The organism is Intestinimonas sp. MSJ-38 (assembly GCF_018917925.1).
Classification (GTDB): Bacteria; Bacillota; Clostridia; order Oscillospirales; family Butyricicoccaceae; genus Pseudobutyricicoccus.
The window spans coordinates 113,480-138,965 of the sequence record NZ_JAHLPO010000005.1 but is presented as its reverse complement, the minus strand read 5'-3'; the positions used below and the strand labels follow the sequence as shown (position 1 = coordinate 138,965).

The following is a 25,486-nucleotide window of genomic DNA, read 5'->3' as shown; positions in this document are numbered from 1 at the left end:
CCTGAAAACTTTTTACCCAATGCCTACACACTCCAGACATAATTTGATTGCTTTGCTCAGCACCATCTCTGCCTCGCCCCGCCAGATGCCAAAGCACAGCATGGCGGCTCCGGCGAGCAGAAGCGCGATCTGCGCCGATGCCTTCTTTCCGTGACTCAAATTTCATCACCCCTTCTGTTTTGTGCTTCCATCATAGCGCGGGAGAGTTAAAGTCCCTGTTAAGAACAGAAATTTAACACAAACCTTATCTATTTCTGCTATACTGAAGGCAATCGAATGAAGCTTATAAATGAAGCTTAAATAAAGGAAGCTTATAAAGGAGGACTTTCATGCATCTTTTGGTTATTGAAGACGAACGCGCTCTGTGCGAAACGATCGTCCGCAGCCTGCGGCGTTTGGCATACAGTGTAGACTGCTGCTACGACGGTGAGAAGGCGCTGGAGCTTCTTGGCGTGGAGCGCTACGATCTGGTGCTTCTGGATCTGAACCTGCCGAAAAAGGACGGCATGACGGTGCTGCGCACCCTGCGGCAGACAGACCGGGAGACGAGAGTCCTGATCCTCTCCGCCCGCAGTGAGGTGGAGGACAAGGTGGAGGGACTGGATGCAGGCGCCAACGACTATCTGGCAAAGCCTTTTCATCTTGCCGAGCTGGAGGCCCGCATCCGCAGCCTGACCCTGCGGCAGTTCACCCAGCAGGATGTGATATTGACCTGCGGCAGCCTGAGCTTCGACACCCGTTCCCGCACCGCCGCCGTCAATGGGCAGACCTTGACGCTCACCCGCAAGGAGACGGGGATCCTGGAATATCTGATGGTACATCAGGGCCGACCGGTGAGTCAGGAGGAGCTGATGGAGCATGTCTGGGACAACAGCGTGGACAGCTTCAGCAACTCCATCCGGGTACATATCTCTGCCCTGCGCAAAAAGCTCCGCGCCGTGCTGGGTCATGACCCCATCCGCAACCGCATCGGCGAGGGCTATCTGATGGGTGGGGAGGAAGCATGAGAAAAATTTCCCTGCAATGGCGCATCACACTGATGACCGTTCTGCTCATCGGTGTCACCTGCGTCGCCATGAATCTGCTGCTCTGCTTGTCCGGCGTGTATTATATGGACACCATTGCGGACAGCTTACAGGGCGGCGGCTCTGTTATTATAAATGACGAAGACATGGCGAGCTTTGACCCGCAGCTCATAGCGCCCAACGAGGAGTTGACCATCGTCGTCGATGGGGCGCAAGGGCGCTTTCGCACGGCCAACTGGTATATCACGGCGGCGGTGACGCTGCTCAGCGGCATGCTTGCCTACTTCGTCAGCGGACGCACCCTCAAGCCTCTGCGCAGCTTTGCCTCGCAGGTGGAGCAGGTGCAGCTGAGCAACCTTGCAGACATGAAGATCAACGAGGACATATTGCCAGAGTTCCGCCAGTTCAGCCATTCCTTCAATCAGATGCTTGAACGGCTGAACAACGCCTTTGCCGCTCAGCGGCAGTTTACTGGCAACGCCGCCCACGAGCTGCGCACGCCGCTTGCGCTGATGCAGGCGCAGCTGGAGCTGTTCTCCGCAGAGCACTCCGATGTACTGCCGGAAACAGCAGCATTTCTTTCTTTGTTACGGGAGCAGACGGAGCGGCTGACTCAGATGACAAAAACACTGCTGGAAATGAGCAACCTGCAGCAGGTGGCGCGGAACGAACGGATTCAGCTTGCGCCCATGGTCGAGGAGATCTTCGCAGACCTCGCGCCGCTGACAGATAAGCGCGGCATCACGCTGACGGCGGATGGCGACGGCGTCATGACCGGCAGCGACGCGCTGATCTACCGTCTGCTCTTCAACCTGACGGAAAATGCCGTCAAATACAATCGCCCAGGCGGCTCGGTGCGGGTCTGCGTCACACAGGAGCCGGAAAAGCTCCGGATTCGTGTCTCCGACACCGGCTGCGGCATCCCGGAACAGTATCAGCAGAGCATCTTCCAGCCATTCTTCCGGGTAGACAAATCCCGCAGCCGGGAGTACGGCGGCGCGGGACTGGGGCTTTCTCTGGTGTGGGAGATCGCCGCTCTCCACGGCGGCTCCGTTTGGGTGGAAAAAAGCTCGGACAAGGGCACGACCATCGCGGTGGAGCTGCCAACGCAACAATCAACGAAGCCCTAAAACCCTTTTATTCGTTTTTCGCCGCTTCACCGCCAAAAAGGAAGCCCTTCAATGGGAACAGGACTTCATCAGCCAATCCACGGGCAGCCTCGGTATGACCTTCGGTGACTTCAGCGCTTTGTATGTCAAGGATATGGAGCACCGCCTCAAGCCCTCCACCGCTGCCAGCAGGAAATGGCTGATCGACCTGAAGGTAACGCCCTTCTTCAAGAAAATCCCGCTGAACGAGATCAAGCCCATTCATGTGCGCCAGCGGCAGAACTCCCTGACCAGCTACCGCGATGAAAGCGGCAAGCCCTACTCTCAAACCTATCTCAAGTGCATCAACAACCAGCTTACGGCAATTTTCAACTACGCAGTCAAGTACTATGGATACAGCCACCTGTACCCCAACAAGCAGGTGGAGGCAGCCAGACAGCTTGACGGCATTATGCCGTGAGCCTCTGGCTGCAAAAAACGCCGCAAATGCAGCCAATTTGTAGCCAGAAAAAAAGAAAAATCCCGAAAAACGCTGTATTACCAACGCTTTTCAGGATTCAGAAAACACGAAATATTTATTCCCACTCGCAAAATGAAACTTAATTCTAAACGCTTTTGTTTGGGGAATTTGATACCATTTGATTTTTCCTGATACCTATTATCCTTATCCTATGGGCTTGCCGAACTTTTGCTATCATTTGGCTATCAAGGAAATGGCTATCAACGGTAAAATTAGATTGGTTTCTCTGGTGGTTTACAACTACATTTTACCACGAAAGACAGGGAAATGCAATAACCTTCCTCGCTGTGGTGTATCAAGTGATCTTACTGAACATATGGCGCACCTTGTCCAGGCGGCTGTTTGGACGGCGGGGCTGGATGACCGGCTGACCGACAGCGGCCTGATATCCTTTCAGCTCTGTAAGGCATACGCTCCGCCCGTTGGTGTAAAAGGCCAGATCAGTACGGTATGCCTGTATACAGCGGGCGGGAATCTCGCCAGTAAAGACAACTTCATCCTTTTTTACCTGGGCCGTTTCGATGGTGGCACAGTATTTCGGTGCATCATGATAAGCCCTGGAAAGGTATTCCTGGGGCGCATAGAGGATGAAGGAGAGATACGGTTCCAGCAGCTGCGTCCCCGATTCCTTCAATGCCTGTTCCAATACAATCGGGGCCAATGAGCGGAAGTCCGCCGGCGTGCTGACCGGACTGTAATAAAGCCCGTATTCAAAGCAAATCTTACAGTCCGTTACGTTCCAGCCGAACAAGCCCTGCTCCAGCCCGTAACGGATACCATCCCTGACAGCGTTTTGAAAACTCTGGTTCAAGTATCCCAGCGAAACCCGGCTCTCGTATTGTACACCGGAGCCAAGCGAGAGTGGTGTAACAGACAGTCCTATGGATGCCCAAAACGGGTTGGGCGGCACCTCGATATGGATGGTGTGGCTGGCTGCTTTGAGCGGCCGCTCCATATAAATGACGGAGGGTTCCTTTACCACTGTTTCAAGCTTGTATTTTTCCGACAGCAAAGCGGAAACAACCTCCAACTGCACCCGGCCCAAAAAAGAAAGAATGATCTCATGGGTGATGGAATCCACTTCGCAACGCAAAAGCGGGTCAGTATCCGCAAGTTGCGTAAGAGCGTCCAGCAGCCGTTCTCTTTGCGCTGCCGTTTTCGGCGCAATCGTCGTCCGCAGCATGGGGAGGGGGTCCTCGCGCCACCTTTTACGAGGGAGCCGGGTTTGGTCCCCTAATACATCGTTTAACCTCACGCTGTCGCTGGGAAGGATAACAATTTCGCCCTTATGGGCGGTGTCTGTCCGAACAATCTCCCCTTTGAATGGAATACGCATCTCTGTGATTTTCAGTTTTTCTCTCCCGGCCAGGGCCACCGTATCCCGCAGGCGCAGCGTTCCGCTGTATAGCCGCAGATAGATGAGCCGCTGGTCACAATCTGTATACTCCACCTTGAAAACGCTGCCGCATAGGGCGGCGCTCCCCTGTTCCCCAATCGGTTGGAACAGCCCTGTCACCGCATCCATCAACGGTTGAATGCCAAGGCCCTTTTTGGCGCTGCCATGATAGACCGGGAACAGGGAGGCGTCTTGAACCCGCCGCTGTTCCTCCCGCACAAGTTCTTCCCGGCTGATTGGTTCTCCTGCGATATACTTTTCCAATAATTCATCGTTATTTTCGATGACCGCATCCCATACTTCTATGTCGGTATTTTCCTCCAGGACTATTTCCGGGGACAGCGACACCGTCTGCTTGATGATAATATCGGCGGAGAGCTTATCCCGAACAGACTGATACACGCCCTGCAAATCAACGCCAGCCTGGTCGATCTTGTTGATAAAGATAACGGTGGGAATGTTCATTTTCCGCAGGGCATGGAACAGAATACGGGTCTGGGCCTGCACACCATCTTTAGCGGAGATCACCAAGATGGCCCCATCTAAAACAGCCAAAGAGCGGTACACCTCCGCCAAAAAATCCATGTGGCCGGGCGTATCCACAATGTTGACTTTACATCTGTGCCACTGGAAGGAAGTGACTGCCGCTTGAATGGTAATCCCACGCTGCCGCTCCAAAAGCATGGTGTCCGTCCTCGTTGTCCCTTTTTCGACGCTCCCCGGTTCTGAAATGGCTCCGCTGGCATATAGCAGGCTCTCCGTCAAGGTTGTCTTTCCAGCGTCTACATGGGCAAGAATCCCGATATTGATAATGTTCATGTCTATCCTCCATACAAGGCCCAAATGGGCGCAAAAATCCCCAGCGGCTAATACTTTTACCGCTGGGGATCATGACTTCGGACAAACAGAAGTATGACGGCTTACATGAGCCGCTGTCCGTCACGATATTTACTAAAAAGGCAAAAGTATTCTTAAATTGGGTACAAAAACTAAGCCCCTGCAAGGGGCAATCATTTTTGCGCCCATTATCAAATTTTATTTAAGAATACCTTGCCGCATATTTGGTAGACTCCTCAAATCAGGATAATAGTAGTATATCATAGTACGCTCTAAAAAACAAGAAATTATTTTACCCGATTCCCCAAATAAATCAGGAGGGCATTCACTGGAACACCCTCCGGTTTTGGTGATTATCGTGCGCCTACCCTTGTTTTTTGCCTTGCGGCCCGTTTCCGTTCCTTTTCGGCCTGTTCCTGCTGGTAAGCGGCCTCTAATATTCTGTCCGCCTGTTCCGTGCCAATGGCCCGCCTGACCCGCTCATAGTCTCTGACCTTTCCCTTTAGGCTGTCTCGCTCGGCGCAGACCTCGTAAATCCTTTCTGACAAGGAACTGTTTTTGCTGACCTCCCGGCCATAGTCCGCTTGCAGCCGCTCAAATTTGGATTTGAGGTCACAGTAGGCCCGATAGACAGACCGTAGCACCTTGACGATCTTCGCCCATAAGGGCTTGGCCTTTTTCTCCCGGTAGGCCCTGGCTGATTCCAGCGGCCCCGCTTCTGGCAAGACCTGTTCCGGGTCGCTGGAAAATTCCTCCGCCAGCTTCTCCATGCCTTTCAGCATGGGGGCCACATCGTTTAGTTTGGCCTTGGCCTGGGCCGCTTTCTTTTCGGCAGCTGTCGCCTCCCTGTTCCTTCGGTCAACCTCGGCCTGGGCCAGCACAGCCGCCTCTTGAAGCTGTGCCAACCGCTCCTGTTCACACTTCACCTTGAACTGCGTGACCGTCAGATGTTCCTCGGAACTGCCACGCTCTCCACGCTCCAAATCCGTGTAGCCAGCGGAGCGCATCTGCTGAAAGAAATCATCCTGCAAGACGCTGTACGACTTTCTCAGAACAGGCTTGCCCTTTGCTGTTCGTAATGGCTCCCCGGTGGCCTCGTCTACTGCGGGCTGGGACGCCCACTTTTTGCTCATGCTGACCTGCATAACGGTTTCCTTGACCTTGCCCACCAGGGATTTGTCCTTGCACCGCTTTGTCCATCGTATCTCCTTCTTCACCACCGGGATATAGACCACATGAAGGTGGTAGTGGTACACATCCTCCCCCAGCGCCTCGGACATGGCCCGGTTGCGCTCGTCAGCGTGCATGACCGCCGACAAAATATACTGCTCTCCACCTACGATTTTGATTGCGGATTTGTAAGCGTCGGTGTAAAATTGTTTTGCGAAGTCATAGCCGCCGTGATTGTAGAAGTAGGCGGAGTTCACATCAAAGACCAACTCACCGTATCGAAATGCGTCCGCCTTAATGCCACGGGTGGAGATCACACCATCGGCCTCCATTTGGGAGAACATCTCCTGATACCCTGCAGATGGGGCCTTGAAATGGACATTGAGCGGCGTCCGCTCTGGTACAATGTCCTGGTTGACATAGGAATCCTTCTCACGCTCGTTGTGCTGCTGGGTGTTGCCGATCTTGGTTTCGGTCAGCCTCATATTTCTTGCGTTGGTACGGTCAATACCGTCGCCTCTCGCCATAGGCAAAAATCCTCCTGTTTCAGATGTTTGGTTGTTGAAAATGGACGGGGGTTCGGGGGAGTCACTTCCTGCGGGAAGTGTAATAACCCACTATGACACTTTCGCCCCGTTGGTGCGAAAGTGCCGTGGGCTCTCCCGAGGGGGTGCGGGGGCTTTGCCCCCCGCAACTGCGGTTGCCTCCCCCAGCAGGGCCGCCCTTTGAAAAGGGCACCCTGCACCCCGCCTAAACTTTTCCACTCGCCGTTGGGCAGGTGGAAAGGCTGTGCCTTTCCACCACCCGGCAAGTGTCCTCCGTGGGCCAAATGTCAAGGGGTTCGGGTTGTATTGCCTTGCGGCAATCTCCACCCGTAGGTATGCCCCCTTGACATTTGACCCCGCTCCCCCGTGACAGCCGTGACGACCGTGACGATGTTTTAGACACCGCCCCCGCTCTCAAAAAAGCCGTCACGGTCGTCACGCTTGGGGAGGCTCCAGCGTCAAGCTGATACTTCTCCCGGCGTGGGTACGGGTGTTCTCATAATGGATGTGATACTCTGCCGCCAGTTTCCCGGCCCGGACGTTCAGCCGCATAGCCAAGGCGTTAGGCTTCATATCCACTTGCAGGACCGCTGCCAACTCCGTGGCTGTACCGCTCCAGGACGGCCTCTCCGCCGTAATAAAAGCGGCTACGGCCTCCAGCACCGGGTCGGGGGGGTTCTACCCACAACTCCGTTTCCATCCGCTCCAGTGTCCATGTTAGGTGTTCCTTGTCCTTGGTGAGATAGAGCCGCTGGTCTTGCTGGTCACGTCCTACCACATCCAGGGTGGCGGTGTCGTCTGTCCGCTTCTCCTTCTGAAGAAGAAAGGCCCCATCCGCCGCCCCCGACAGGCCGTTGGTGCCAGAGATCATATCAAACTTGTCGTCGGCCTGCTGTTTGCGAGTGTGATGTACCAGCAGGAGACAGACGCCGCAAGCGTCAGCGAGGCGTTTCAGCTTTCCCACCACCTCATAATCGTTGGCGTAGCTGTATTTATCCCCGCCAGCCTCCCGGATTTTCTGGAGGGTGTCAATGATAATCAGCTTGGTGTCGGGGTGTTCCTGCACGAACCGCTTTAGCTGTTCCTCCAGCCCAGCGCCAACCTGTTTGGCACAGATGGAAAAGAGGAGGTCGTTGGTGCCGTCCATGCCGAACATCCGGTAAAGCCGCTCCTGCAAGCGGCGGTGATCGTCCTCCAGCGCCAGATAGAGGACAGTCCCCTTGTGAACGGGATAGTCCCACAGGGGGAGGCCCATGCTGACGTGGTAGGCAAGCTGGGCCATCAGGAACGACTTGCCCACCTTGGGTGCTCCCGCAAAGAGGTACGTCCCCGGATAGAGCAGACCGTCAATGACGGGCGGTCTGCTCTGATAGACGTTCTCGTACAACTCGTTCATGGAAATCGTGGGGAGATACGCCGGGTCATTCATGCGCTGCATTTTCCGCAGCAGTTCCGCATAATTTTTTTCAGGGGGATTGTTTTCTGTCGTTTCCTCTGTTATACTTGCGGTGGGTGTTTGTGAAATGGGCTGTTCCCCGTCTGCGCCAACAGACGGAACCGGGACAGTCCCTTTCGTTTCCTTGGAATCCATCAATCTATCAAACCTCCTTCATGCCGCCCATGATAGCGGCGATCATCTGAATGGTGTCCAGCAGTTCATCGTCCACGCCAGCCCCGTCCTCGGCCCGCCGCAGTTCGTCCAGAACGGCGGCAAGCTGGTCACGCAGGGCCTTGTAGACCTTGGGATTACCCTGTACCACTACTTCCCGGCACAGGAGGCGTCTTGTGATGTAGTCCTGCTTTGTCAGGCCGGAGAGCCGCACAGCGGCCTCGATCTGTTCATCTTCCTCCGGGGACACCCGGAAGGCCACGGTCTTGTTCCTCCAGCGATTTTTGTTGTCTCGGTTTTTCAGTGACATGGTTACGTTCCCATCCTTTCAAAGTCCAGCTTGTCCGCCATCTCCGTCTGCCTTGTAGGAAACAGATGGGCGTAGCGGTAGGTGATGTCGATACTCTCATGCCCCACCCGGTCAGCGATTGCCAGGGCGGTGAAGCCCATATCAATCAGCAGGGAAATGTGTGAATGTCGGAGGTCGTGAATCCTGATCCGCTTCACTCCCGCCGCTTTCGCACCTCTGTCCATTTCATGGTGGAGATAGTGCTTGCTGACAGAGAAAATCCGTTCATTTGCCCCGGTGCTGTAAAACATCTTTAAGTAGTCCTCCATCTCTCCACAGAGGAATTTGGGCATCTTAATGACACGGTTGCTCTTTTTCGTCTTGGGGGTGGTAATCACGTCCTTGCCCTTGAGCCGCTGATAGGATTTGCTGATGGACACTGTACCCGCCTCAAAGTCGAAGTCTGTTGGGGTGAGGGCCAGCAGTTCCCCCTCCCGGATACCGCACCAGTAGAGCATTTCAAAGGCGTAGTAGGAGAGGGGCTTGTCCATCATGGCGTCGGCAAACTTCAAATACTCGTCCTTCGTCCAGAACAGCATTTCACGCCGTTCCTCCACACCCATGTTCCCGGCCTTGGCCGCAGGATTGACCTGGAGGCCGTAGTAGCGGACAGCATGGTTAAAGAGGGCGCTCAACTGATTGTGGACGGTTTTGAGATAGGTGGGGGAATAGGGCTTTCCTTTGGCGTCTGTCAACTCCCGGATCGCGTTCTGCCAATCCATCACATCCTTGGCGGTGATTTCCGACAGTTTCCGCTTTCCAAAATACGGCAGGATTTTCTTCTGGATAATGCTCTCTTTTGTCAGCCAGGTGTTCAGCTTCAGCTTGGGCTTCATGTCCTTTTCATAGAGCTGGGCGAAGCTCTCAAAGGTCATGTTCACATCGGCCTGCTTCTGCATCAGGAACTCCCGCTCCCACGTCTGGGCCTCCTTTTTGGTGGCAAAGCCACGCTTCAACTTCTGTTGGCGCTCTCCCTTCCAGTCCGTATAGCGGAACTGGACGTACCAAGTGCCGTTGGCCTTGTTCTTAAACGCCGCCATAGGTTAATCACTCCTTTCACTCTGACCCCTTGTGCCATAAAATTTTTCGTGGAAGAATTTGCGGTCGATCCGGCCTGAAATGGTAATACAGCCCGTCTTTTTCAACTCCGCATTCATGGAACGAATCAGCTTATAGGCATAGGGGACAGAAACCCCTAATTCCTCCGCTACCTCGTCCACCCGCATGAACATGGTGCTTGCCATTGTGAGCTCACCTCCTTTCATGGCTCGAAAACTAAGCCTTTATGCTTAATATATTATAACTAAGCAAATTTGCTTTGTCAAGTGGCTTGCGGAATAATTTTTAACTTTTTTGTTTAAGATACTCTTGACTGTTACTAAGCGAATATGTTATACTACTTTCGACAGAAACCACCAGATAGGAGTTGGCATTTATGGCAATAGGAGAGCGCATCCATTTTTTCCGCACCCTCCGGGGTATGACACAGAAGTATCTTGGTATGGCGGTGGGCTTTCCAGAGCGTTCCGCCGATGTTCGTCTGGCACAGTACGAAACAGGCACCCGGACGCCGAAGGCCGACTTGACCGCTGCCCTGGCGCATACATTAGATGTATCGCCCCAGGCGTTGAGCGTCCCGGACATAGACAACTACATAGGTTTGGCCCATACGCTGTTCGCCTTGGAGGATGTTTACAGTCTGAAAGTGGTAGAGGCGGATGGACGTGCCTGCCTGCAAGCAGATATTTTTCAGGGAGGCCGTCAAGCCAGTGAGCTGAACAAAATCTTGATTGCGTGGCGGGAACAGGCGGCGAAGCTGGAGGCCGGGGAGATCACCAAGGAGGACTATGACCGCTGGCGCTACAACTACCCGAAGTACGACACCACCCAGCGGTGGGCCAAAGTCCCCTCGAAGGAATTAAGCGATGCTCTGATAAAAGGATTGAAGAAACAGAGAAAAGACAAATAACAAAAAAGGTCTTGCCGACTGGTGAAAGTCAGCAAGACCTTTTTCTTAGGATATGGAGGATTTACCCGCAAACCACCCGTTATACGGGAGTGAACAAAGTAAATCCGGTTTTGGTATCTGCTATCAATTTGCTATCAAATGCCCCGTTTCCGCTTTAAGACCCCAGTGTTTTCAAGGCTTTCCGGGTTTTGTGCTGTTACTCCCATTCCACCGTTGCGGGGGGTTTGCTGGTGATGTCGTAGACAATACGGTTGATATGGGGCACTTCGTTGACGATGCGGTTGGAGACCTTCTCCAGCACATCATAGGGGATGCGGGCCCAGTCGGCGGTCATAAAGTCCGAGGTGACCACTCCTCTCAGGGCCAGGGTATAATCATAGGTGCGCTCGTCGCCCATGACGCCCACCGACCGCATATTGGTCAGAACGGCAAAATACTGGTTGATGTCCCGGTCCAGCTTGGCATTTGCGATCTCCTCCCGGAAGATGGCATCGGCCTCCCGCAAAATGGCCAGCTTGTCCGCTGTGATCTCGCCGATGACCCGCACAGCCAGACCCGGTCCCGGGAAGGGCTGACGCCATACCAGCTCTTCCGGCAGACCCAACTCCAGACCCAAAGCACGCACTTCGTCTTTGAACAAAAGCCGCAGCGGCTCGATGATCTCCTTGAAATCCACATGGTCGGGCAGACCGCCTACATTGTGATGGCTCTTGATGACGGCGCTTTTGCCCAGGCCGCTTTCCACCACATCGGGATAAATGGTGCCCTGGGCCAAGAAGTCCACGGCGCCGATCTTGCGGCTCTCTTCCTCAAAGACCCGGATGAACTCCTCGCCGATGATCTTCCGCTTCTGCTCCGGATCGGTGACGCCCTGGAGCTTTGTGAGGAAACGATCCTGCACATTGGCCCGGATGATGTTCATATCGAACTTTTCACCCATGATCTTTTCCACCATGTCCCCTTCGTCCTTGCGGAGAAGGCCATGGTCCACAAACACGCAGGTGAGCTGATTGCCCACGGCCTGGCTGATCAGCGCGGCGGCCACCGAAGAGTCTACGCCGCCGGAAAGGGCCAGAAGCACCCGGCCATTGCCGACCTTCTGGCGGATCTCTTCAATGGCCTGCTTGGAATAGGCTGCCATGGTCCATTCGCTGGAAAGGCCGCAGATCTTATACAGGAAGTTCTCCAGGATCAAAGTCCCTTCCTCGGTGTGCATCACTTCGGGATGGAACTGGACGCCATAGAGCTTTCTCTCCGGGTTTTCGATGGCGGCGGTGGGGCAATCCTTGGTTTTGGCGCTGGTGACAAAGCCCTCCGGCAGCTGATCCACCGAAATGGTATGGCTCATCCAGCACACCGACTGCTGGCGCACGCCCTCAAAAAGCAGGCTGCTGGAATTGTGCCAAAGCTCGGCTTTGCCATATTCCCGCACCTGACCGGCCTTGCAGGTGCCTCCCAGCATCAGGGTCATCAGCTGCTGGCCGTAGCAAATGCCCAGAACAGGCACGCCCATCTCAAAAACGGCGGGATCGCATTTGGGCGCTCCCTCTTCATAGACGGTGGAAGGGCCGCCGGTGAAGATGATGCCCGAAGGGGCAAACTGACGGATCTCCTCCATCGTGGTGTTATAGGGTTTGATCTCGCAATAGACTCCCCTTTCCCGCACACGGCGGGCGATGAGCAGATTATACTGCCCGCCGAAATCCAGGATCAAAACGCGGCTGCGTTCACTCATTGTGCATCCTCCTGTTGGCTTAAATCGATTACTTTTATCATCTCACAAATGGTCGATAATTTCAACCTTTTTCTGGCTTCCTGGCAATATTTATCACCCTTTGCAAGGGAATATTCCCCCTTTCCAGGGGGACATTATCTCCAAAGGGACCGAGGGACGCTTTTGCCCCTCCCTTCTATTTTTGCATGACTGGAGGAAACACCTTATGGATAAACGCACATGGAAAATACGGTGCGCGGCCTTTTGCAGCAGTCTAGCGGCCTGCGCTCTTCTGCCCGCCGCTTTTGCTCTTTTGGAAAAGGAAGACCCCGCTCCGGCGGTGACCACCTTCTCCAAAGTGGAGGACGCCGGAAAAACCGTCACCTTCTCCCAGGAGGACTTCACCACCCGCCTGACAGGGGAAGACACCCTGGAGGGCATCGTGGTTTCGGCTTTGCCCGACACCGCCGCAGGCACCCTGCTTCTGGGCGGCCAGCCCCTTTCCCAGGGGGAAAGCGTCTCTCTGGATGGCCTTTCCACCCTCTCTTTTGAGCCGGCGGGAGAAAGTGACACCCAGGCCAGCTTCTCTTTTCTGCCGGTGTTTGCCGGTTATGGCGCCGGGGAAGAAGGCGTGCAGGTCAATATCAACCTGAGCGACACCCCCAACAGCGCCCCCATCGCCACTTCCCTTTCCTTTGAGACCTATGTGGACCTGCCCCTCACCGGACAGCTGGAGGCCAGCGATGCCGAAGGGGATGCTCTGTCCTTTGCCATCATGGAAAAACCCAAAAAAGGCACCGCGGAAGTGACCGAAAGCGGCGCGTTCCGTTACACCCCCAAAGAGGGCAAAAGTTACGAAGAATCCTTCACTTATTATGTCACCGATGCCCAGGGAAACTCCTCCAACCCGGCCCAGGTGAAGGTGACCGTGAAAAAACAGGAGGAAAAAGAGACGATCCGCTACGCCGACCTGGAAGATGACCCGGCCCATTACGCCGCCATCAAGCTCACCGAAGCCGGGGTGTTTTCCGGGGAGCAGATCGGGACGGATCACTTCCTGGATCCGGAGGAAACGGTGACAAGGGCTCAGTTCATCGCCATGGCTATGGCGGCCAGTGACATTCCCCTGCCCTCCATGGCAGTGCCCAGCGGCCTGGCCGACGATGCCCAGACCCCGGATTGGGCCAAAGCGGCCTCGGCGGCAGCCTTGGTATCCGGCGTGGTGGAAGGCAGTCCCGACGGCAGCGGCAGTAAGGTGCTGCGTCCCAACGAACCCATCACCCGGGCCGAAGCGGCGGCCATTGTGGACCGGGCCCTGGATGTGCCCGCCGGGGTGAATCTGCCCATGGATCTGAAAGATGCCGCCCAGGTGCCCCAGTGGGCTGCTCAGGCGGTGCAGAATGCCTTGCAGGCCGGTATTTTGCAGACCACCGACGGCGCTGTGCGCCCCAATGACAGCCTGACCCGCTCGGAAGCAGTGCAGATGGTCTACAAGGCCATGGAGCTTGGTGATGAGGAAGAAAAGGGCTTCTGGGACTTCCTGAAATAGCACGGTCCCGTGTCGGGACGGCCAAGCAGCGTGACGCTGCACCCAAACTGCGCTGCCGCGCTAGGCAATAGAACCAAACCGAACACAAAAGGCCTTCCTTTGGGAAGGCCTTTTGTCATGCACCCTGCCAGGATTGCACTCTGGCCCCTTCCGGGGCTCACCGCCAGCCCCGGAATACCCAGGCACAGCAGCCCATACAGCCTGGGAGAGTATGGCCGCCCAGGCACTGGGCCTGGGGCGCGAAAAAGGTCGGGGAAGTCCCGTGTCGGGACGGCCAGACTTTCTTTGCCCAGGTGGACACAACCGGCAAAAGCAAAGACAGGAACGGGTCCAGCGTCACGCTGGTCCGGTGGCCGGACGGCCATATTATCTTTGCTTTTCTTGATACAACCTGCCCAGCGCGGGAGCGCAGTATGGGAGCGGAGGCACTCCGCCGCAATATGGCAGCGGCGCCACGCCGCCGCAGTATGGGTCCAGCGTCACGCTGGCCGCTAGTCTTCCAGCGGACGGACAAACAGGGTCTTATAATCGGTGTAAATCACCATACCCGGCTTGGCCCCGGCGGGCTTTTTCACATGACGGGCCAGGGCGTAATCGATAGGGGCCAGGCTTTGCTTGGCCAGCCTGGAATGTCCCGCGGCGATCCGGGCGGCGTACTCCAGATCCTCCCCCGTGGGGGTCTGGCCCTGGGTGAAGAGGATCACATGGGAGCCGGGGGCCTTCTGGGAATGGAACCACAGGTCATTTTTCCCGGCGGTGCGCAGGGTGAGCTGATCGTTTTCCCGGTTGTTCCGGCCGCAGAGAATGCGCAGGCCCGAAGGCGAGGTGTATTCTCTTGGCTGGAAGACGGCGGGCTTTTTCTTTTTGGGGTGCTTCTCCTTGGAGCGGAGATAGCCGCTTTCCAGCAGCTCTTCCCGGATGGCGTTGACTTCCTTGATGTCCCGGGCCTGCTGCAAGGCCAGCTGGACGCTTTGCACATACTCCAGCTCCTGCTCCCCCTGGACGATCTGCTCCTCTAGGGCCTGCTGGGCGTTTTTCATCCGGGTGTATTCCTTAAATAAGGCCTGGGCGTTCTGCTGCGGGGTCTTGTCCCCATCCAGCTCCAGCTCCACCTGGGGCAGATCGGGGGAAAAATAGTCGGTGACGGTGACTTTCTCCGCCCCCTGAGGGATCATATGGATGTTGGCCATGATCAGATCGGCCCGGCGTTTCAGATCCTCCCGCTTTTCGGCCCGGAGCAAGTCGTTGCGCTGGTTGGCCAGCTTGCGCACAAGGCGGCTTTCCTGGTTGGCCATCCGCTTTTCCAGGGCCGAGGACACCGATTTCCGCCGCTCTTCCGACGCCCGCTCCCCATAAAATCTTTCGATCATCTGGGAAAAGCCCTCCTGGGGCAGGTTCTGGGTGTCCTCGCCCAGATGGCTCATGGGCATGAAGGAAAAGTCCACATATTCCTCCCCCCGGCGCAGCAAGGTGGGCTGGTAGTCCCCTTCCTGCACCCGGCGGGAAAGGTCCATGATCTCTGCGGCCAGGGCTTCTTCCCTGCCCCCGCCCCGGTGCCACAGCTCCCGGGCGATGAGGGGGGACACCAGATCCAGCTCCCCGGTGAGGGCTTTGGCCCCCTCTTCCTGGGAAAGGGCTTTTTTCGCCAGGGCCCGGGCTTCCTCCTCTGTCAGGGCCAGCAGGCTGCGGCGCACAGGCCGGGGAGGCATCCGGTAGTGCAGCCCAGGCAGGATGGGCCGCTGGGGGGACATTTCGCTGTCCACCTTTTTCAGGCAGCCCAGAATGGTGCCGTCTCCCGAAAGCAGAATCAGGTTGTTCCGCCGGCCTGTCAACTCCACCGCCAGGGATTTTTCCGACAGCTCTCCAAAATCGTCATAGGCGGAAAACCGGAAGAGCAGCATCCGCTCATGCTCCGGCTGGCTCACTTCCAGAAGCCGGGCGGCGGTGAGGTGCTTGCGCAGCAGCATGCAGAACATGGGGGGCGCATCGGGGTTTTCGGTCTTTTTCCCGGTGAGATACACCCGGCCCCCGGCACCGGAGCAGGAAATCACCAGTTTCCAGGCCCCCCGGCGGCTGCGCAGAGACAAAATGACCTCCTCCCGCCGAGGCATGAAGATCTTATCCACCCGGCTGTCCGAAAGCTCCTGCTGCAGCTGGCGGCACAGGCCGTCGATGGTGATGGCGTCCATGGACATATTCTTCTCATCCTTCCCGAAAAGATCAAATCAAAGGCTCAAAGGTTTTGGAGCAGCCGGAAAATGCGCTGCTCCGGCGTGTCCGAAAGCCCGGCCTGCTCCTGGCCACGGGCGCTGGCGCCGTACTTCGTCAGCAGCTTTTCCTTGTAAAGAGGCCACAGCGGGTCCTGCAAAAGGGCCGTTCCGAATAAATATGCATACTCCCGGGCACCGCTTTCATCAGCGCCTTTTTGAATATTCATGGCTGTATAAACCTTGCGCCCTTCCTTTATGACCCGCTCTTTCTTTACATGATAGCCGTTCTCCGCCAGCCACTGGCGCAGCTTGGGGATGTTGGTCATGGGCTGCAAAATTACCTGTCCCCCGTTGTCCCCGGCCCAGGGGGCCCGGGAGAGAATAAGGGTCATCTCCTCCCCGCCCATACCGGCGATGATCACCGCATCTCCGTCCCCGGGGCCGAAGGCGTCCAGGCCGTCGGAGAGCACCGGGGTGATCCTGCTTTCAAGCCCCAGCTCCGCTATGGTGCGCCGGGCATTTTCCAGAGGGCCCGGGCGGATGTCCGAGGCAAAAGCGTGCTCCACGCCGTACTCCGTCACCAGCAGAGCGCATAGCTGGGCATGGTCGCACCCCACATCGATCACCCGCCGGGCGCCCTGGCATAAATCGGCCAACGCCTCCATTCGCTTGGAAAACACCATGGCCCTTTCTCCCCTTTCTCAAACGCAAAGCAAAAGAAAACGGCAGGCCTTTGTCCCGACCTGCCGCCTTTGTCCGTTTTCTTATTTGGACTGGAAATACTCGTTCAGCTTGCTCACCAGCTCGTCCTCGTTGGTGCCGTGCACCACGCAGGCCTCGGCGATGGATTCGCCGCTGGAAGAGGGGCAGCCCACACAGTGCATGCCGATCTCGAAGAAGAAACGGGCGGCGCCCATGTCCTCGGCCAGCACCTCACCGATGGTGGTATCTCTTGTTACGACCATTGTTTACACCTCCCATCCCACTGACATGGAATCTTTTCTTATTATATTATACACGAATTTTCTCCCCATTTCAACCCCAGGCGGGCCAGAGCCTTCACTGCGGTGAAGGCTGCCGGAAATCCTTTTTAGGGATTTCCGGCATTGGCGGCGTGTTATTTCGGGCCCAGTGCCTGGGCAGTCGTATTGTGCTCCCGCACCTGGCAGATTGTATGAAGAAAGACAAAGAGAGTCTGGCCGTCCCGACACGGGACCAGCGTGACGCTGCACCTCAATCCCTCAGTCGGCGCTGGCCGACAGCTCCCTTTGCACAAGGGAGCCTTCTTTGCCGGATTGCACCCAACCAGCCTGAGAAAAGATAGGAACGCCAGCGGAAAAATTCCGCTGGCGTTGATTGTCTGATCGAAACAGAAGCAGCATTGGTTCTGCTGCCTGGCGCGGCAGCGGGCCCAGTGCCTGGGCTGTCGTTCCTCTCTTTGCCTGAGAAAAAACAACTGGCCTTGGTTCTGCTGCCTGGCGCAGCAGCGGTCCCGTGGCGGGACGGCCGTTTCTCTCTTTGCCGGAGAGAAAACAACCAACTTTCGTTCTGTTGCCTAGCGCGGCAGCGCAGGAACGGGTGCAGCGTCACGCTGCTTAGGCCTGCCGCTCCTCCTTCATCTTGGCGAAGCATTCGCTGCAATAAACGGGTTTGTCGCTCTTGGGCTCGAAGGGCACTCTGGCCTCTTTGCCGCAAGCGGCGCAAGTGGCAGTGAAATACTCTCTGGGGCCACGGGCGGCAGACTTTCTGGCGTCGCGGCAGGCCTTGCAGCGCTGGGGCTCGTTCTGGAAGCCACGCTCGGCGTAGAATTCCTGCTCACCGGCGGTGAAAACGAATTCATTGCCGCATTCTTTGCAAACGAGTGTTTTGTCCTGGAACATGATGCGTTACCTCTCTTTTTTCTCCCATTCGGATGGGATTGGATGATTTTATTGCGAACAGGAGTCAATCCTGCTGTCGCCCTTGTTGCAGATATTTGGCCAGCTTGCGCCGGATACGGCCGATGGCGTTTTCCACCGCCTTGGGCGTGCGATGGAGCGCTTCGGCAATTTCCGAAGAAGTGTAGCCTTCCAGATAGGATCGCAGCACAGCCGTTTCAAAGGCAGACAACAGCCCGGATAACGCTTTCTGGATCTCCCATGCCGACTCTTTTGCCAGAAACTGTGCTTCCGGGTCCTGGGAGGCCGAACCGCGAGGCAAACCCTCCCCATCCCCTTCCGCCCGCTCCACATACTCGATGTGAAGATGGCCGTCCTTCCGCTTGCTGCGGCGGAGGGCGTCATAAACCTGACGGCGGATGCACAAAGCGGCGAAGGCTTCAAAATTCTGAGAGCGGGCGGGATCATATTCCCGGATGGCCTTGAGCAGGCCGATCATTCCTTCCTGCACCAAATCGTCATAATCGCCGCCGGTGAGAAAATACGGCCGCACACAGGACTGCACCAGACGGGCATACCGCCGGGCCAGCTCCTCTTCTTCCCCCTGGGAGAGAGCTTTGTGAAAAAACTGGTTTTCCTGTGGCATAAAAGGGGCCCTCGCTGTGCAAAAGTGTCTAACACGATGCCAGTATACTCCACCTTTTCGGCCTTTGTCAAGAAGAATTATCCAAGTCTTCCCGGGAGGGTCTCCCCTATTTCAATATTTCCTCCGGGTCCACCGAATATTCGTTTTTCACCGTGGAAAGGATGACGATGGTTTTGGTCATCTTCACTCCATTGACGCTTTTGATCTGGTTGAGCACCCGCTCCAGGGTCTGGGTGGAGTTGGTGACCACTTTGAGCATAAAGTCAAAGTCCCCGGTGATGTAATGGCACTCCAGGATCTCCTTGTTGTCCTTGACGAAATTGGTGAAACATTCGATATACTTGGGGTGCTCCAGGCTGATGGAAATGAAGCTGGTCACATCTTTCCCGGCCTTGACCTGATCGATGATGGTGGTGTGCTGCCGGATCATCCCCGAGTTTTCCAGCTTGCGAATGCGCTCGATGACGGCGGACACCGACATGCTCACCTTCTCGCTGATCACCGAGGCGTTTTCTCTGGCGTTGTTCTTCAGGCAGCGCAGTATTTTGACATCGATCTCATCCATGAATTGATTCCTCCTCCCGGAAGGCTCCGGGCCGTCCGGTCAATAGTGTTGTCGATGGTGTTACAGAAATATTATACGGAATTTTGCCTGTGATGCAAGATTTATTTCCCATTTCCTTTATTATTTTCGGCGGCGGAGTGCCTCCGCAGGCAAGCTGCGGCAGCGTGACGCTGCACCCATACTGCGCTGCCGCGCTAAGCAACAGAACGAAGCCAAACAAAAAAGGCTCCCCGAGGGGGAGCCTTTTTGATTCACTTGTCTAGGACTGCACCCAGGCCTTTTCCGGGTGATGGTTTATCACACCCGGAGCAATAAGGCCCATAGCGCATTCCCACCGGAGACAGGAACGGGGGCCCAGGCACTGGGCTATTCGACGGTGACGGATTTGGCCAGGTTGCGGGGTTTATCAATATCGCAGCCCCGATACACGCCCATATAATAAGAGAACAGCTGCATGGGGATGATGGACAGGGACGCCGACAGGGCCGGGTCACAATCGGGGATCTTCACCACAAAGTCGCAGATCTCCGGATCGGGTTCCACTTCCTCATTGGTCACCATGATCACGCTGGCGCCGCGGGCCTTCACCGACTTCACATTGGACAGAGTCTTTTCATACAGCGCCTTGTCGTTGGCCATGGCCACCACCAGGGTACCGTCCTCGATGAGGGAAATGGTGCCGTGCTTCAGCTCACCGGCGGCATAGGCCTCGCTGTGGATGTAGGAAATCTCCTTCAGCTTCAGGGATGCCTCCTGAGCGGCGGCATAATCCACCCCGCGGCCGATGAAAAAGACGCTCTGACGGTTGCTGTACAGAGAAGCCAGATACTGGATCTGGGGCCGGGTGCGCAGAGCCTCGCCGATCAGATCAGGCAGCTCATTGATCTTCCGGCAATACTCCTTGCCCTCTTCCTCGGTGAGAGTGCCCCGGGCCAGGCCGGCCTTGACGGCCACCAGGTACAGCGCCGCCAGCTGGGCGGAATAGGCCTTGGTGGTGGCAACGGCGATCTCGGGACCAGCCCAGGTGTACAGCACGCTGTCGGCTTCCCGGGCCGCCGAAGAGGACACCACATTGACAATGGCAATGGTGCGGGCGCCCCGCTTCTTGGCCTCACGCATGGCGGCCAGGGTGTCTGCCGTCTCGCCGGACTGGCTGATGACGATGCACAGATCCTCTTTGCCGATGATGGGGTTGCGATACCGGAACTCCGAAGCCACCGATGCCGAAACCGGCACACGGGCAAACCGCTCGATGACCTCTCTGCCCACCAGACCGGCATGGAGAGCCGAGCCGCAGGCCACAATGTGGATGTTCCGCAGATTGTGGAAGATCTCGTCGGTGAGGCCGCACTCCTCCAGCCGGGGCAGGTCGCCCTCGATCCGGGGGGAGATGGTGTCCCGCAGGGCCTTGGGCTGCTCCATGATCTCCTTGATCATAAAGTGCTCATAGCCGCCCTTTTCCGCCGAGGAAATGTCCCAGTTCACCGTCTGCACTTCGGGTTCCAGCTTCTGGCCGAAGGCGTTGAACACCTCCACCGAATCCGGCGTGATGCGGGCGATCTGGTTGTCTTCCAGCACGATATAGTGCTTGGTTTTCTGGATGATGGCGGGGATGTCGGAGGCGATCAGGTTCTCCCCTTCGCCCACGCCGATGATCAGCGGGTTGTCCCGCTTGGTGCAATAGATCTCGCCGGGGTCGTCGGCAGACAGAATGCCCAGAGCATAGCTGCCCCGCAGATCCTTCACGGTGTCCATCAGGGCCTGCATCATATCCCCCTTGAAGTGATACTCAAACAGATGGGCCACCACTTCGGTGTCGGTCTGGGACTGCATCTCATAGCCCTCTTTGGTGAGCATTTCCCGCAGTTCCAGATAGTTTTCGATGATGCCGTTGTGGACGATGGCGATCCGTCCATTGCGGCTGATGTGGGGATGGGCATTCACATCGGAAGGCTCGCCATGGGTGGCCCACCGGGTGTGACCAATGCCGCAGGTGGATTCCATGCCGCCCACCTGCTGCACCTTGTCCTCCAGGTTCTTGATACGGCCCTTGGTCTTGACCACCTTCAGCCCCTCGGGGCGCAGCACCGCCACACCGGCGGAGTCATACCCACGGTACTCCAGCTTATACAGTCCTTGCAGCAAAACGGGCACGGCCTCTTCCCGGCCCACATATCCTACGATTCCGCACATAAGAATTTTTCCTCCAAATTAAAATTAACGCCTGCAGGGATGTTGTCACGGCGGTCACCCGCCCTTTTTCTCTCCTCCGCTTCATGGCCAGGCGTCAATGCGCAGGGGGCATCCGCCGAATGGTTCGATCCTCCCCCACCTCGTCAACTGCCCGCAGGCAGTCCCGGCGCTTTTTCTTTGCTTCTGCTCTTGCGCGGCCTCACCGCCTTTCCATTGCTTGGGCCTTTTCTTCCCCATATCCCCGGCAAAAACCGGGGATATGGGTGTAAAGGCTTACCCCTTTCCTGTCCTTCAAAAGACAGGGTTTTTATTTGGAATACAGCTCCTCGATGACCTTGGCGGCCTTCTGAGCCATTTCATTCACCAGCTTTTCGTCCTGGCCTTCCACCATCACCCGCACCAGGGCCTCGGTGCCCGAAGGACGGATGAGGATGCGGCCATTTTCACCAAAGACCTCCCCAATCTCCTGGCTGATGGCCTGCACTTCCGGCTGCTCGGCTACCGTCTTCTTTTTGTCGTTGGGCACCGGCACATTGATCATCTTCTGGGGGTAATGGGCGATCTCACCGGCCAGAACGGATGCCTTCTTGCCGCTTTCCTTCAGCACCTTGAGGAAGGTGACGGCGGTCAGCTCGCCGTCGCCGGTGGTGGCGTGGTCGGTGAGGATCACATGGCCCGACTGCTCGCCGCCCAGGTTCCAGCCGTCCTTCTGCATCTGCTCCAGCACGAACCGGTCCCCTACCTTGGTGGCGGCCATGGGGATGCCCTTGTCCTTGAGGAAGTTTTTCAGACCCAGGTTGGACATGACGGTGGCCACAACGCCGCCTTTCAGCTTGTTCTGCTTCTTGAGCGCCGCGGCCAACACGCCCATGATCTGGTCGCCGTCGATGACTTCGCCCTTTTCGTCCACCAGCAGGCACCGGTCGGCGTCACCGTCAAAGGCCACGCCCAGGTCATAAGACCCTTCCCGCACCTTTTTGCACAGGGCCTCCATATGGGTGGAGCCGCAGCCGGTGTTGATGTTGATGCCGTCGGGCTGGCAGAAGATCAGGTCGGTTTCGCACTCCAGCCGCTGGAACAGGCTGGGCGCCGTGCGGGAAGATGCGCCGTTGGCGCAGTCCACGACGATGTGCAGACCCTTGAGAGACCCGGCGGCCCCGGCCACATGGGCCACATATTCATCGCAGGCGGCATGGGCCATGGGCTGCACCCGGCCGATCTTGCCGCCGGTGACCGGAGAGGCCCCGGAAGGATCGTCGATCAGCGCTTCCACCGCCGCTTCCAGCTCGTCGGACAGCTTGCAGCCGTTGGAGCCGAAGATCTTGATGCCGTTGTGCTCAAAAGGATTGTGGGACGCCGAAATGACGATGCCCGCATCGGCCTTGTGCTCCACGGTGAGGTAGGCCACAGCCGGTGTGGGGATGACCCCCAGCAGCACGGCGTCGGCCCCGGCGGCGCAGATGCCTGCGGCCAGAGCACATTCCAGCATATCCCCGGAGATCCGGGTGTCCCGGCCGATATAGATCTTGGCTTTGTGGGAAAGCTCCTTTGTCAGCACACTGGCGGCGGCAAACCCGGCCTTAAAGGCCAGAGTGCAGGTCAGTTCCTGATTGGCCACCCCACGGATGCCGTCTGTTCCAAAATATTTACCCATTTTCTTTCTTACCCCTTCTTGCCCGTTTACAGCGTCAGCTCCTGCTGGCCGAGAAACGGGATATTCAAATGATCGTAGGCTTTTTTGGTGACGCAGCGCCCTCGGGGCGTGCGGGTGAGAAAGCCGATCTGCATGAGATACGGCTCCTGCACATCTTCCAATGTCACGGCCTCTTCCCCGATGGTGGCCGCCAGGGTCTCCAGCCCCACCGGGCCGCCCCGGAAATTATAGATGATGCTCTCCAGCATCCGCCGGTCGGTCATGTCCAGCCCCAGTTTGTCGATCTCCAGGGCGCTGAGGGCCAGGTCGGCCATCTCTCGTGTGATGGAGCCGCCCCCCTTCACCTGGGCAAAGTCCCGCACCCGTTTCAGGATCCGGTTTGCGATACGGGGGGTGCCCCGGCTGCGCATGGCCACTTCCAGGGCCCCTTCCGGCTCGATGTCGATGCCCAATATCCCGGCGCTGCGGGTGACGATCTTCTGCAGTTCCCCGGCGGAATACATTTCCAGCCGGAGCATCACCCCGAACCGGTCCCGCAAGGGCGAAGTCAGCTGTCCCGCCCGGGTGGTGGCCCCGATGAGGGTGAACTTGGGCAGATCCAGCCGGATGGACCGGGCAGCAGGGCCTTTGCCGATGATGATATCCAGGGCATAGTCCTCCATGGCGGGATAGAGCACCTCTTCCACGCTGCGGTTCAGGCGATGGATCTCATCGATAAAAAGCACATCGTTTTCATTGAGGTTGGTCAAAAGAGCCGCCAGATCCCCTGCCTTCTCGATGGCCGGGCCGGAGGTGATGCGGATATTGACCCCCATTTCGTTTGCAATGATGCCGGCCAGGGTGGTTTTGCCCAGGCCCGGCGGGCCATAGAGCAGCACATGGTCCAAAGGCTCCCCCCGCTGCCGGGCGGCTTCGATGAACACCGACAGATTGTCCTTGGCCTTGCTCTGGCCGATGTATTCATTCAGCTTCCGAGGGCGCAGGGAGTTTTCCCCTTCGTCCTCTTTTGTCAAGCTGCTGGTGACGATCCGTTCTTCTTCCAGATCCTTTTCAAATTCGATTGCCACTGTGATCCCCCATTACCGCATGAGCTTTTTCAGGCACTGGCGCACCAGCTCCTCCACCGGCAGGCTTTCGTCCAGGCCTCCCAGGGCCTCGGCGGCTTCGGCCCGGCCATAGCCCAGCACGGTGAGGGCGGCCAGAGCCTCCCCGGCAGAGCCCATATTGACTTGCGGCGAAGGCAGCTCCACCCCGGATGTGCCGGAGACCGACAGCTGGCTTTTGGCCAGTTTGTCTTTCAGCTCCAGAATGATCCGCTGGGCCAGCTTTTTCCCCACGCCGGGGGCTTTGGTCAGGGCCTTTTCGTCCTCGGAAATGACGCACAGGGCCAGTTTTTCCGGGGTGACCACCGACAAAATGGCCAGGGCCGCCTTGGGCCCCACCCCGGAGATGGAAGTGAGCATCTTATAACAGGAAAGCTCCTCCTCGGCGGCAAAGCCATAAAGCTCCATGGCGTCCTCCCGCACATGGAGATAGGTGTAAAACAGGGCTTCCTCCCCCTTTTTCACCGCCGAGGCCGAGAAAAAGGAGGTGTTGATGCCATACCCCACCCCGCCGTTGTCCAGCACCACCCGGTTTGGGTCCACATGAAAAACCGTTCCTTTGATATGATGAAACATCCTTATGTACTCCTGTTTTCAAACATTCGGGAGGAGGCGCTGTGGGCATGACACACCGCCAGGGCCAGGGCATCGGCGGCGTCATCGGGCCGGGGGATCTTTCGGAGGCCCAGGATGTTCCGGGTCAGCTCCATCACCTGGCGTTTTTCCGCCTTGCCATAGCCCACCACCGCCTGCTTCACCTGGCCGGGGGTGTACTCATAAAAAGGCAGGCCCTTCTGGGCAATGCTGAGCAGGATCACCCCTCTGGCATGGCCTACGGCGATGCCGGTGGTCACATTGGTGTTGAAAAACAGCTCCTCCACGCTCACCGCATCGGGTTTGAAATGATCCAGCAGGGTGAGCATATCCTGATAAATCTCCAGCAGCCGGTTTTGCAGAGGCACCCCGGCGGGGGTGGTGATGGCCCCATAGCCCAGGGCACGCATCCGGCCTTTGTCAACTTCCACGGCGCCATAGCCCACAATGGCATACCCCGGGTCGATCCCCAGTATCACCATGCACTTTGCCGCCTTTCCATTTGCAGATATACAAATCTATTATACTACGGTTTACCTGATAGCACAACGACAAATTTGCAGTCCCGTGTCGGGACGGCCATACTCTCCCCGGCTGTATGCGTTGCTATTCCTCGGTGCTCCGATGCTGGCGAGCCAGCGCCGGGAGGGGTTTTGGTGCAATCCTAACAAAGTGCCGCAGAAAAGGCTGGTTTTTGTTGCCGGGCGCGGGAGCGCAGTATGACAGCCCAGGCACTGGGCCGGGAGTGGCGGCAGCGTGACGCTGCACCCAAAACTCTCCCCGGCTGTATGCGTTGCTATTCCTCGGTGCTCCGGTGCTGGCGAGCCAACACCGGTAGGGGCCTTGGTGCAA

The 25,486-nt window shown here is 57.1% G+C and carries 23 protein-coding genes and 1 pseudogene; 5 read left to right on the top strand and 19 right to left on the bottom strand.

Features of this window, described 5'->3' with window-relative positions; all coding sequences use genetic code 11:
• Window positions 1-12: 12 nt before the first annotated feature.
• Window positions 13-159: a CD1871A family CXXC motif-containing protein gene (locus KQI26_RS05010; RefSeq protein ID WP_177613775.1), complete on the bottom strand. Its 147-nt coding sequence runs from the start codon at window positions 157-159 to the stop codon at window positions 13-15.
• 170 nt (window positions 160-329) lie between these two features.
• On the opposite strand from KQI26_RS05010, the gene KQI26_RS05005 reads away from it, so the two are divergent.
• The 3 genes from KQI26_RS05005 (at window position 330) to KQI26_RS04995 (ending at window position 2,594) form a co-directional block, all read left to right on the top strand.
• Window positions 330-1,007: a response regulator transcription factor gene (locus tag KQI26_RS05005; protein WP_216503469.1), complete on the top strand. Its 678-nt coding sequence runs from the start codon at window positions 330-332 to the stop codon at window positions 1,005-1,007.
• Window positions 1,004-2,155, top strand: coding sequence for a cell wall metabolism sensor histidine kinase WalK (locus tag KQI26_RS05000; protein WP_216503467.1), 1,152 nt, complete (start codon window positions 1,004-1,006; stop codon window positions 2,153-2,155). Before KQI26_RS05005 ends, KQI26_RS05000 begins: the two co-directional genes overlap by 4 nt.
• A gap of 94 nt (window positions 2,156-2,249) precedes the next feature.
• Window positions 2,250-2,594, top strand: a complete 345-nt coding sequence (locus KQI26_RS04995; protein ID WP_253292682.1) for an N-terminal phage integrase SAM-like domain-containing protein — start codon at window positions 2,250-2,252, stop codon at window positions 2,592-2,594.
• Between the two features lie 355 nt (window positions 2,595-2,949).
• Here the strand turns inward: KQI26_RS04995 and tet(W) are convergent, their stop codons facing one another.
• From tet(W) to KQI26_RS04965, 6 genes and pseudogenes are all read right to left on the bottom strand, one after another.
• Window positions 2,950-4,869: a tetracycline resistance ribosomal protection protein Tet(W) gene (gene tet(W), locus KQI26_RS04990; RefSeq protein ID WP_216503466.1), complete on the bottom strand. Its 1,920-nt coding sequence runs from the start codon at window positions 4,867-4,869 to the stop codon at window positions 2,950-2,952.
• Between the two features lie 371 nt (window positions 4,870-5,240).
• Window positions 5,241-6,584, bottom strand: coding sequence for a plasmid recombination protein (locus KQI26_RS04985; RefSeq protein WP_004221652.1), 1,344 nt, complete (start codon window positions 6,582-6,584; stop codon window positions 5,241-5,243).
• A gap of 453 nt (window positions 6,585-7,037) precedes the next feature.
• Window positions 7,038-8,193 (bottom strand): annotated as a pseudogene (locus KQI26_RS04980) (helicase RepA family protein).
• A 7-nt stretch (window positions 8,194-8,200) separates the two neighbouring features.
• A complete protein-coding gene (locus KQI26_RS04975) occupies window positions 8,201-8,521 on the bottom strand; it encodes a hypothetical protein (protein ID WP_004221657.1) in 321 nt (106 codons plus the stop codon).
• Between the two features lie 2 nt (window positions 8,522-8,523).
• Window positions 8,524-9,600: a site-specific integrase gene (locus KQI26_RS04970; RefSeq protein WP_004221659.1), complete on the bottom strand. Its 1,077-nt coding sequence runs from the start codon at window positions 9,598-9,600 to the stop codon at window positions 8,524-8,526.
• A 3-nt stretch (window positions 9,601-9,603) separates the two neighbouring features.
• Window positions 9,604-9,804 carry a DNA-binding protein gene (locus KQI26_RS04965; protein ID WP_033524007.1) on the bottom strand — a complete coding sequence of 67 codons (201 nt, stop codon included), beginning with the start codon at window positions 9,802-9,804 and terminating at the stop codon, window positions 9,604-9,606.
• Window positions 9,805-9,995: 191 nt separating this feature from the next.
• On the opposite strand from KQI26_RS04965, the gene KQI26_RS04960 reads away from it, so the two are divergent.
• A complete protein-coding gene (locus KQI26_RS04960) occupies window positions 9,996-10,529 on the top strand; it encodes a helix-turn-helix domain-containing protein (protein ID WP_004221664.1) in 534 nt (177 codons plus the stop codon).
• Window positions 10,530-10,725: 196 nt separating this feature from the next.
• Here the strand turns inward: KQI26_RS04960 and guaA are convergent, their stop codons facing one another.
• Entirely contained in the window at window positions 10,726-12,264 is a 1,539-nt protein-coding gene (gene guaA / locus KQI26_RS04955; protein WP_118746728.1) for a glutamine-hydrolyzing GMP synthase, read from the bottom strand.
• A gap of 205 nt (window positions 12,265-12,469) precedes the next feature.
• On the opposite strand from guaA, the gene KQI26_RS04950 reads away from it, so the two are divergent.
• A complete protein-coding gene (locus KQI26_RS04950) occupies window positions 12,470-13,792 on the top strand; it encodes an S-layer homology domain-containing protein (RefSeq protein ID WP_216503465.1) in 1,323 nt (440 codons plus the stop codon).
• Between the two features lie 491 nt (window positions 13,793-14,283).
• Here KQI26_RS04950 and KQI26_RS04945 read toward each other — a convergent pair whose 3' ends face one another.
• From KQI26_RS04945 to ruvC, 11 genes are all read right to left on the bottom strand, one after another.
• On the bottom strand, window positions 14,284-15,987 hold the full coding sequence (locus KQI26_RS04945) for an NFACT family protein (protein ID WP_216503464.1): 1,704 nt from the start codon (window positions 15,985-15,987) through the stop codon (window positions 14,284-14,286).
• Between the two features lie 38 nt (window positions 15,988-16,025).
• The gene (locus tag KQI26_RS04940) at window positions 16,026-16,685 is read right to left on the bottom strand and encodes a class I SAM-dependent methyltransferase (protein ID WP_216503463.1); all 660 of its coding nucleotides are present in this window, start codon (window positions 16,683-16,685) and stop codon (window positions 16,026-16,028) included.
• Window positions 16,686-16,766: 81 nt separating this feature from the next.
• Window positions 16,767-16,967 carry a DUF1858 domain-containing protein gene (locus tag KQI26_RS04935; protein ID WP_118428808.1) on the bottom strand — a complete coding sequence of 67 codons (201 nt, stop codon included), beginning with the start codon at window positions 16,965-16,967 and terminating at the stop codon, window positions 16,767-16,769.
• A gap of 630 nt (window positions 16,968-17,597) precedes the next feature.
• Entirely contained in the window at window positions 17,598-17,882 is a 285-nt protein-coding gene (locus KQI26_RS04930) for a zinc-ribbon domain containing protein (protein ID WP_216503462.1), read from the bottom strand.
• 64 nt (window positions 17,883-17,946) lie between these two features.
• Window positions 17,947-18,525: a sigma-70 family RNA polymerase sigma factor gene (locus tag KQI26_RS04925; protein ID WP_216503461.1), complete on the bottom strand. Its 579-nt coding sequence runs from the start codon at window positions 18,523-18,525 to the stop codon at window positions 17,947-17,949.
• Between the two features lie 106 nt (window positions 18,526-18,631).
• Entirely contained in the window at window positions 18,632-19,090 is a 459-nt protein-coding gene (locus KQI26_RS04920; protein ID WP_216503460.1) for an Lrp/AsnC family transcriptional regulator, read from the bottom strand.
• 366 nt (window positions 19,091-19,456) lie between these two features.
• Window positions 19,457-21,283, bottom strand: coding sequence for a glutamine--fructose-6-phosphate transaminase (isomerizing) (gene glmS, locus KQI26_RS04915; protein WP_216503459.1), 1,827 nt, complete (start codon window positions 21,281-21,283; stop codon window positions 19,457-19,459).
• A gap of 307 nt (window positions 21,284-21,590) precedes the next feature.
• A complete protein-coding gene (gene glmM, locus KQI26_RS04910) occupies window positions 21,591-22,937 on the bottom strand; it encodes a phosphoglucosamine mutase (protein ID WP_216503458.1) in 1,347 nt (448 codons plus the stop codon).
• A gap of 26 nt (window positions 22,938-22,963) precedes the next feature.
• Window positions 22,964-24,004: a Holliday junction branch migration DNA helicase RuvB gene (ruvB, locus tag KQI26_RS04905; protein ID WP_216503457.1), complete on the bottom strand. Its 1,041-nt coding sequence runs from the start codon at window positions 24,002-24,004 to the stop codon at window positions 22,964-22,966.
• 12 nt (window positions 24,005-24,016) lie between these two features.
• Complete coding sequence (gene ruvA / locus KQI26_RS04900; RefSeq protein WP_216503456.1) at window positions 24,017-24,616, bottom strand: Holliday junction branch migration protein RuvA; 600 nt, start codon at window positions 24,614-24,616, stop codon at window positions 24,017-24,019.
• 2 nt (window positions 24,617-24,618) lie between these two features.
• Complete coding sequence (ruvC, locus tag KQI26_RS04895) at window positions 24,619-25,116, bottom strand: crossover junction endodeoxyribonuclease RuvC (protein WP_118428817.1); 498 nt, start codon at window positions 25,114-25,116, stop codon at window positions 24,619-24,621.
• Window positions 25,117-25,486 lie beyond the last annotated feature (370 nt).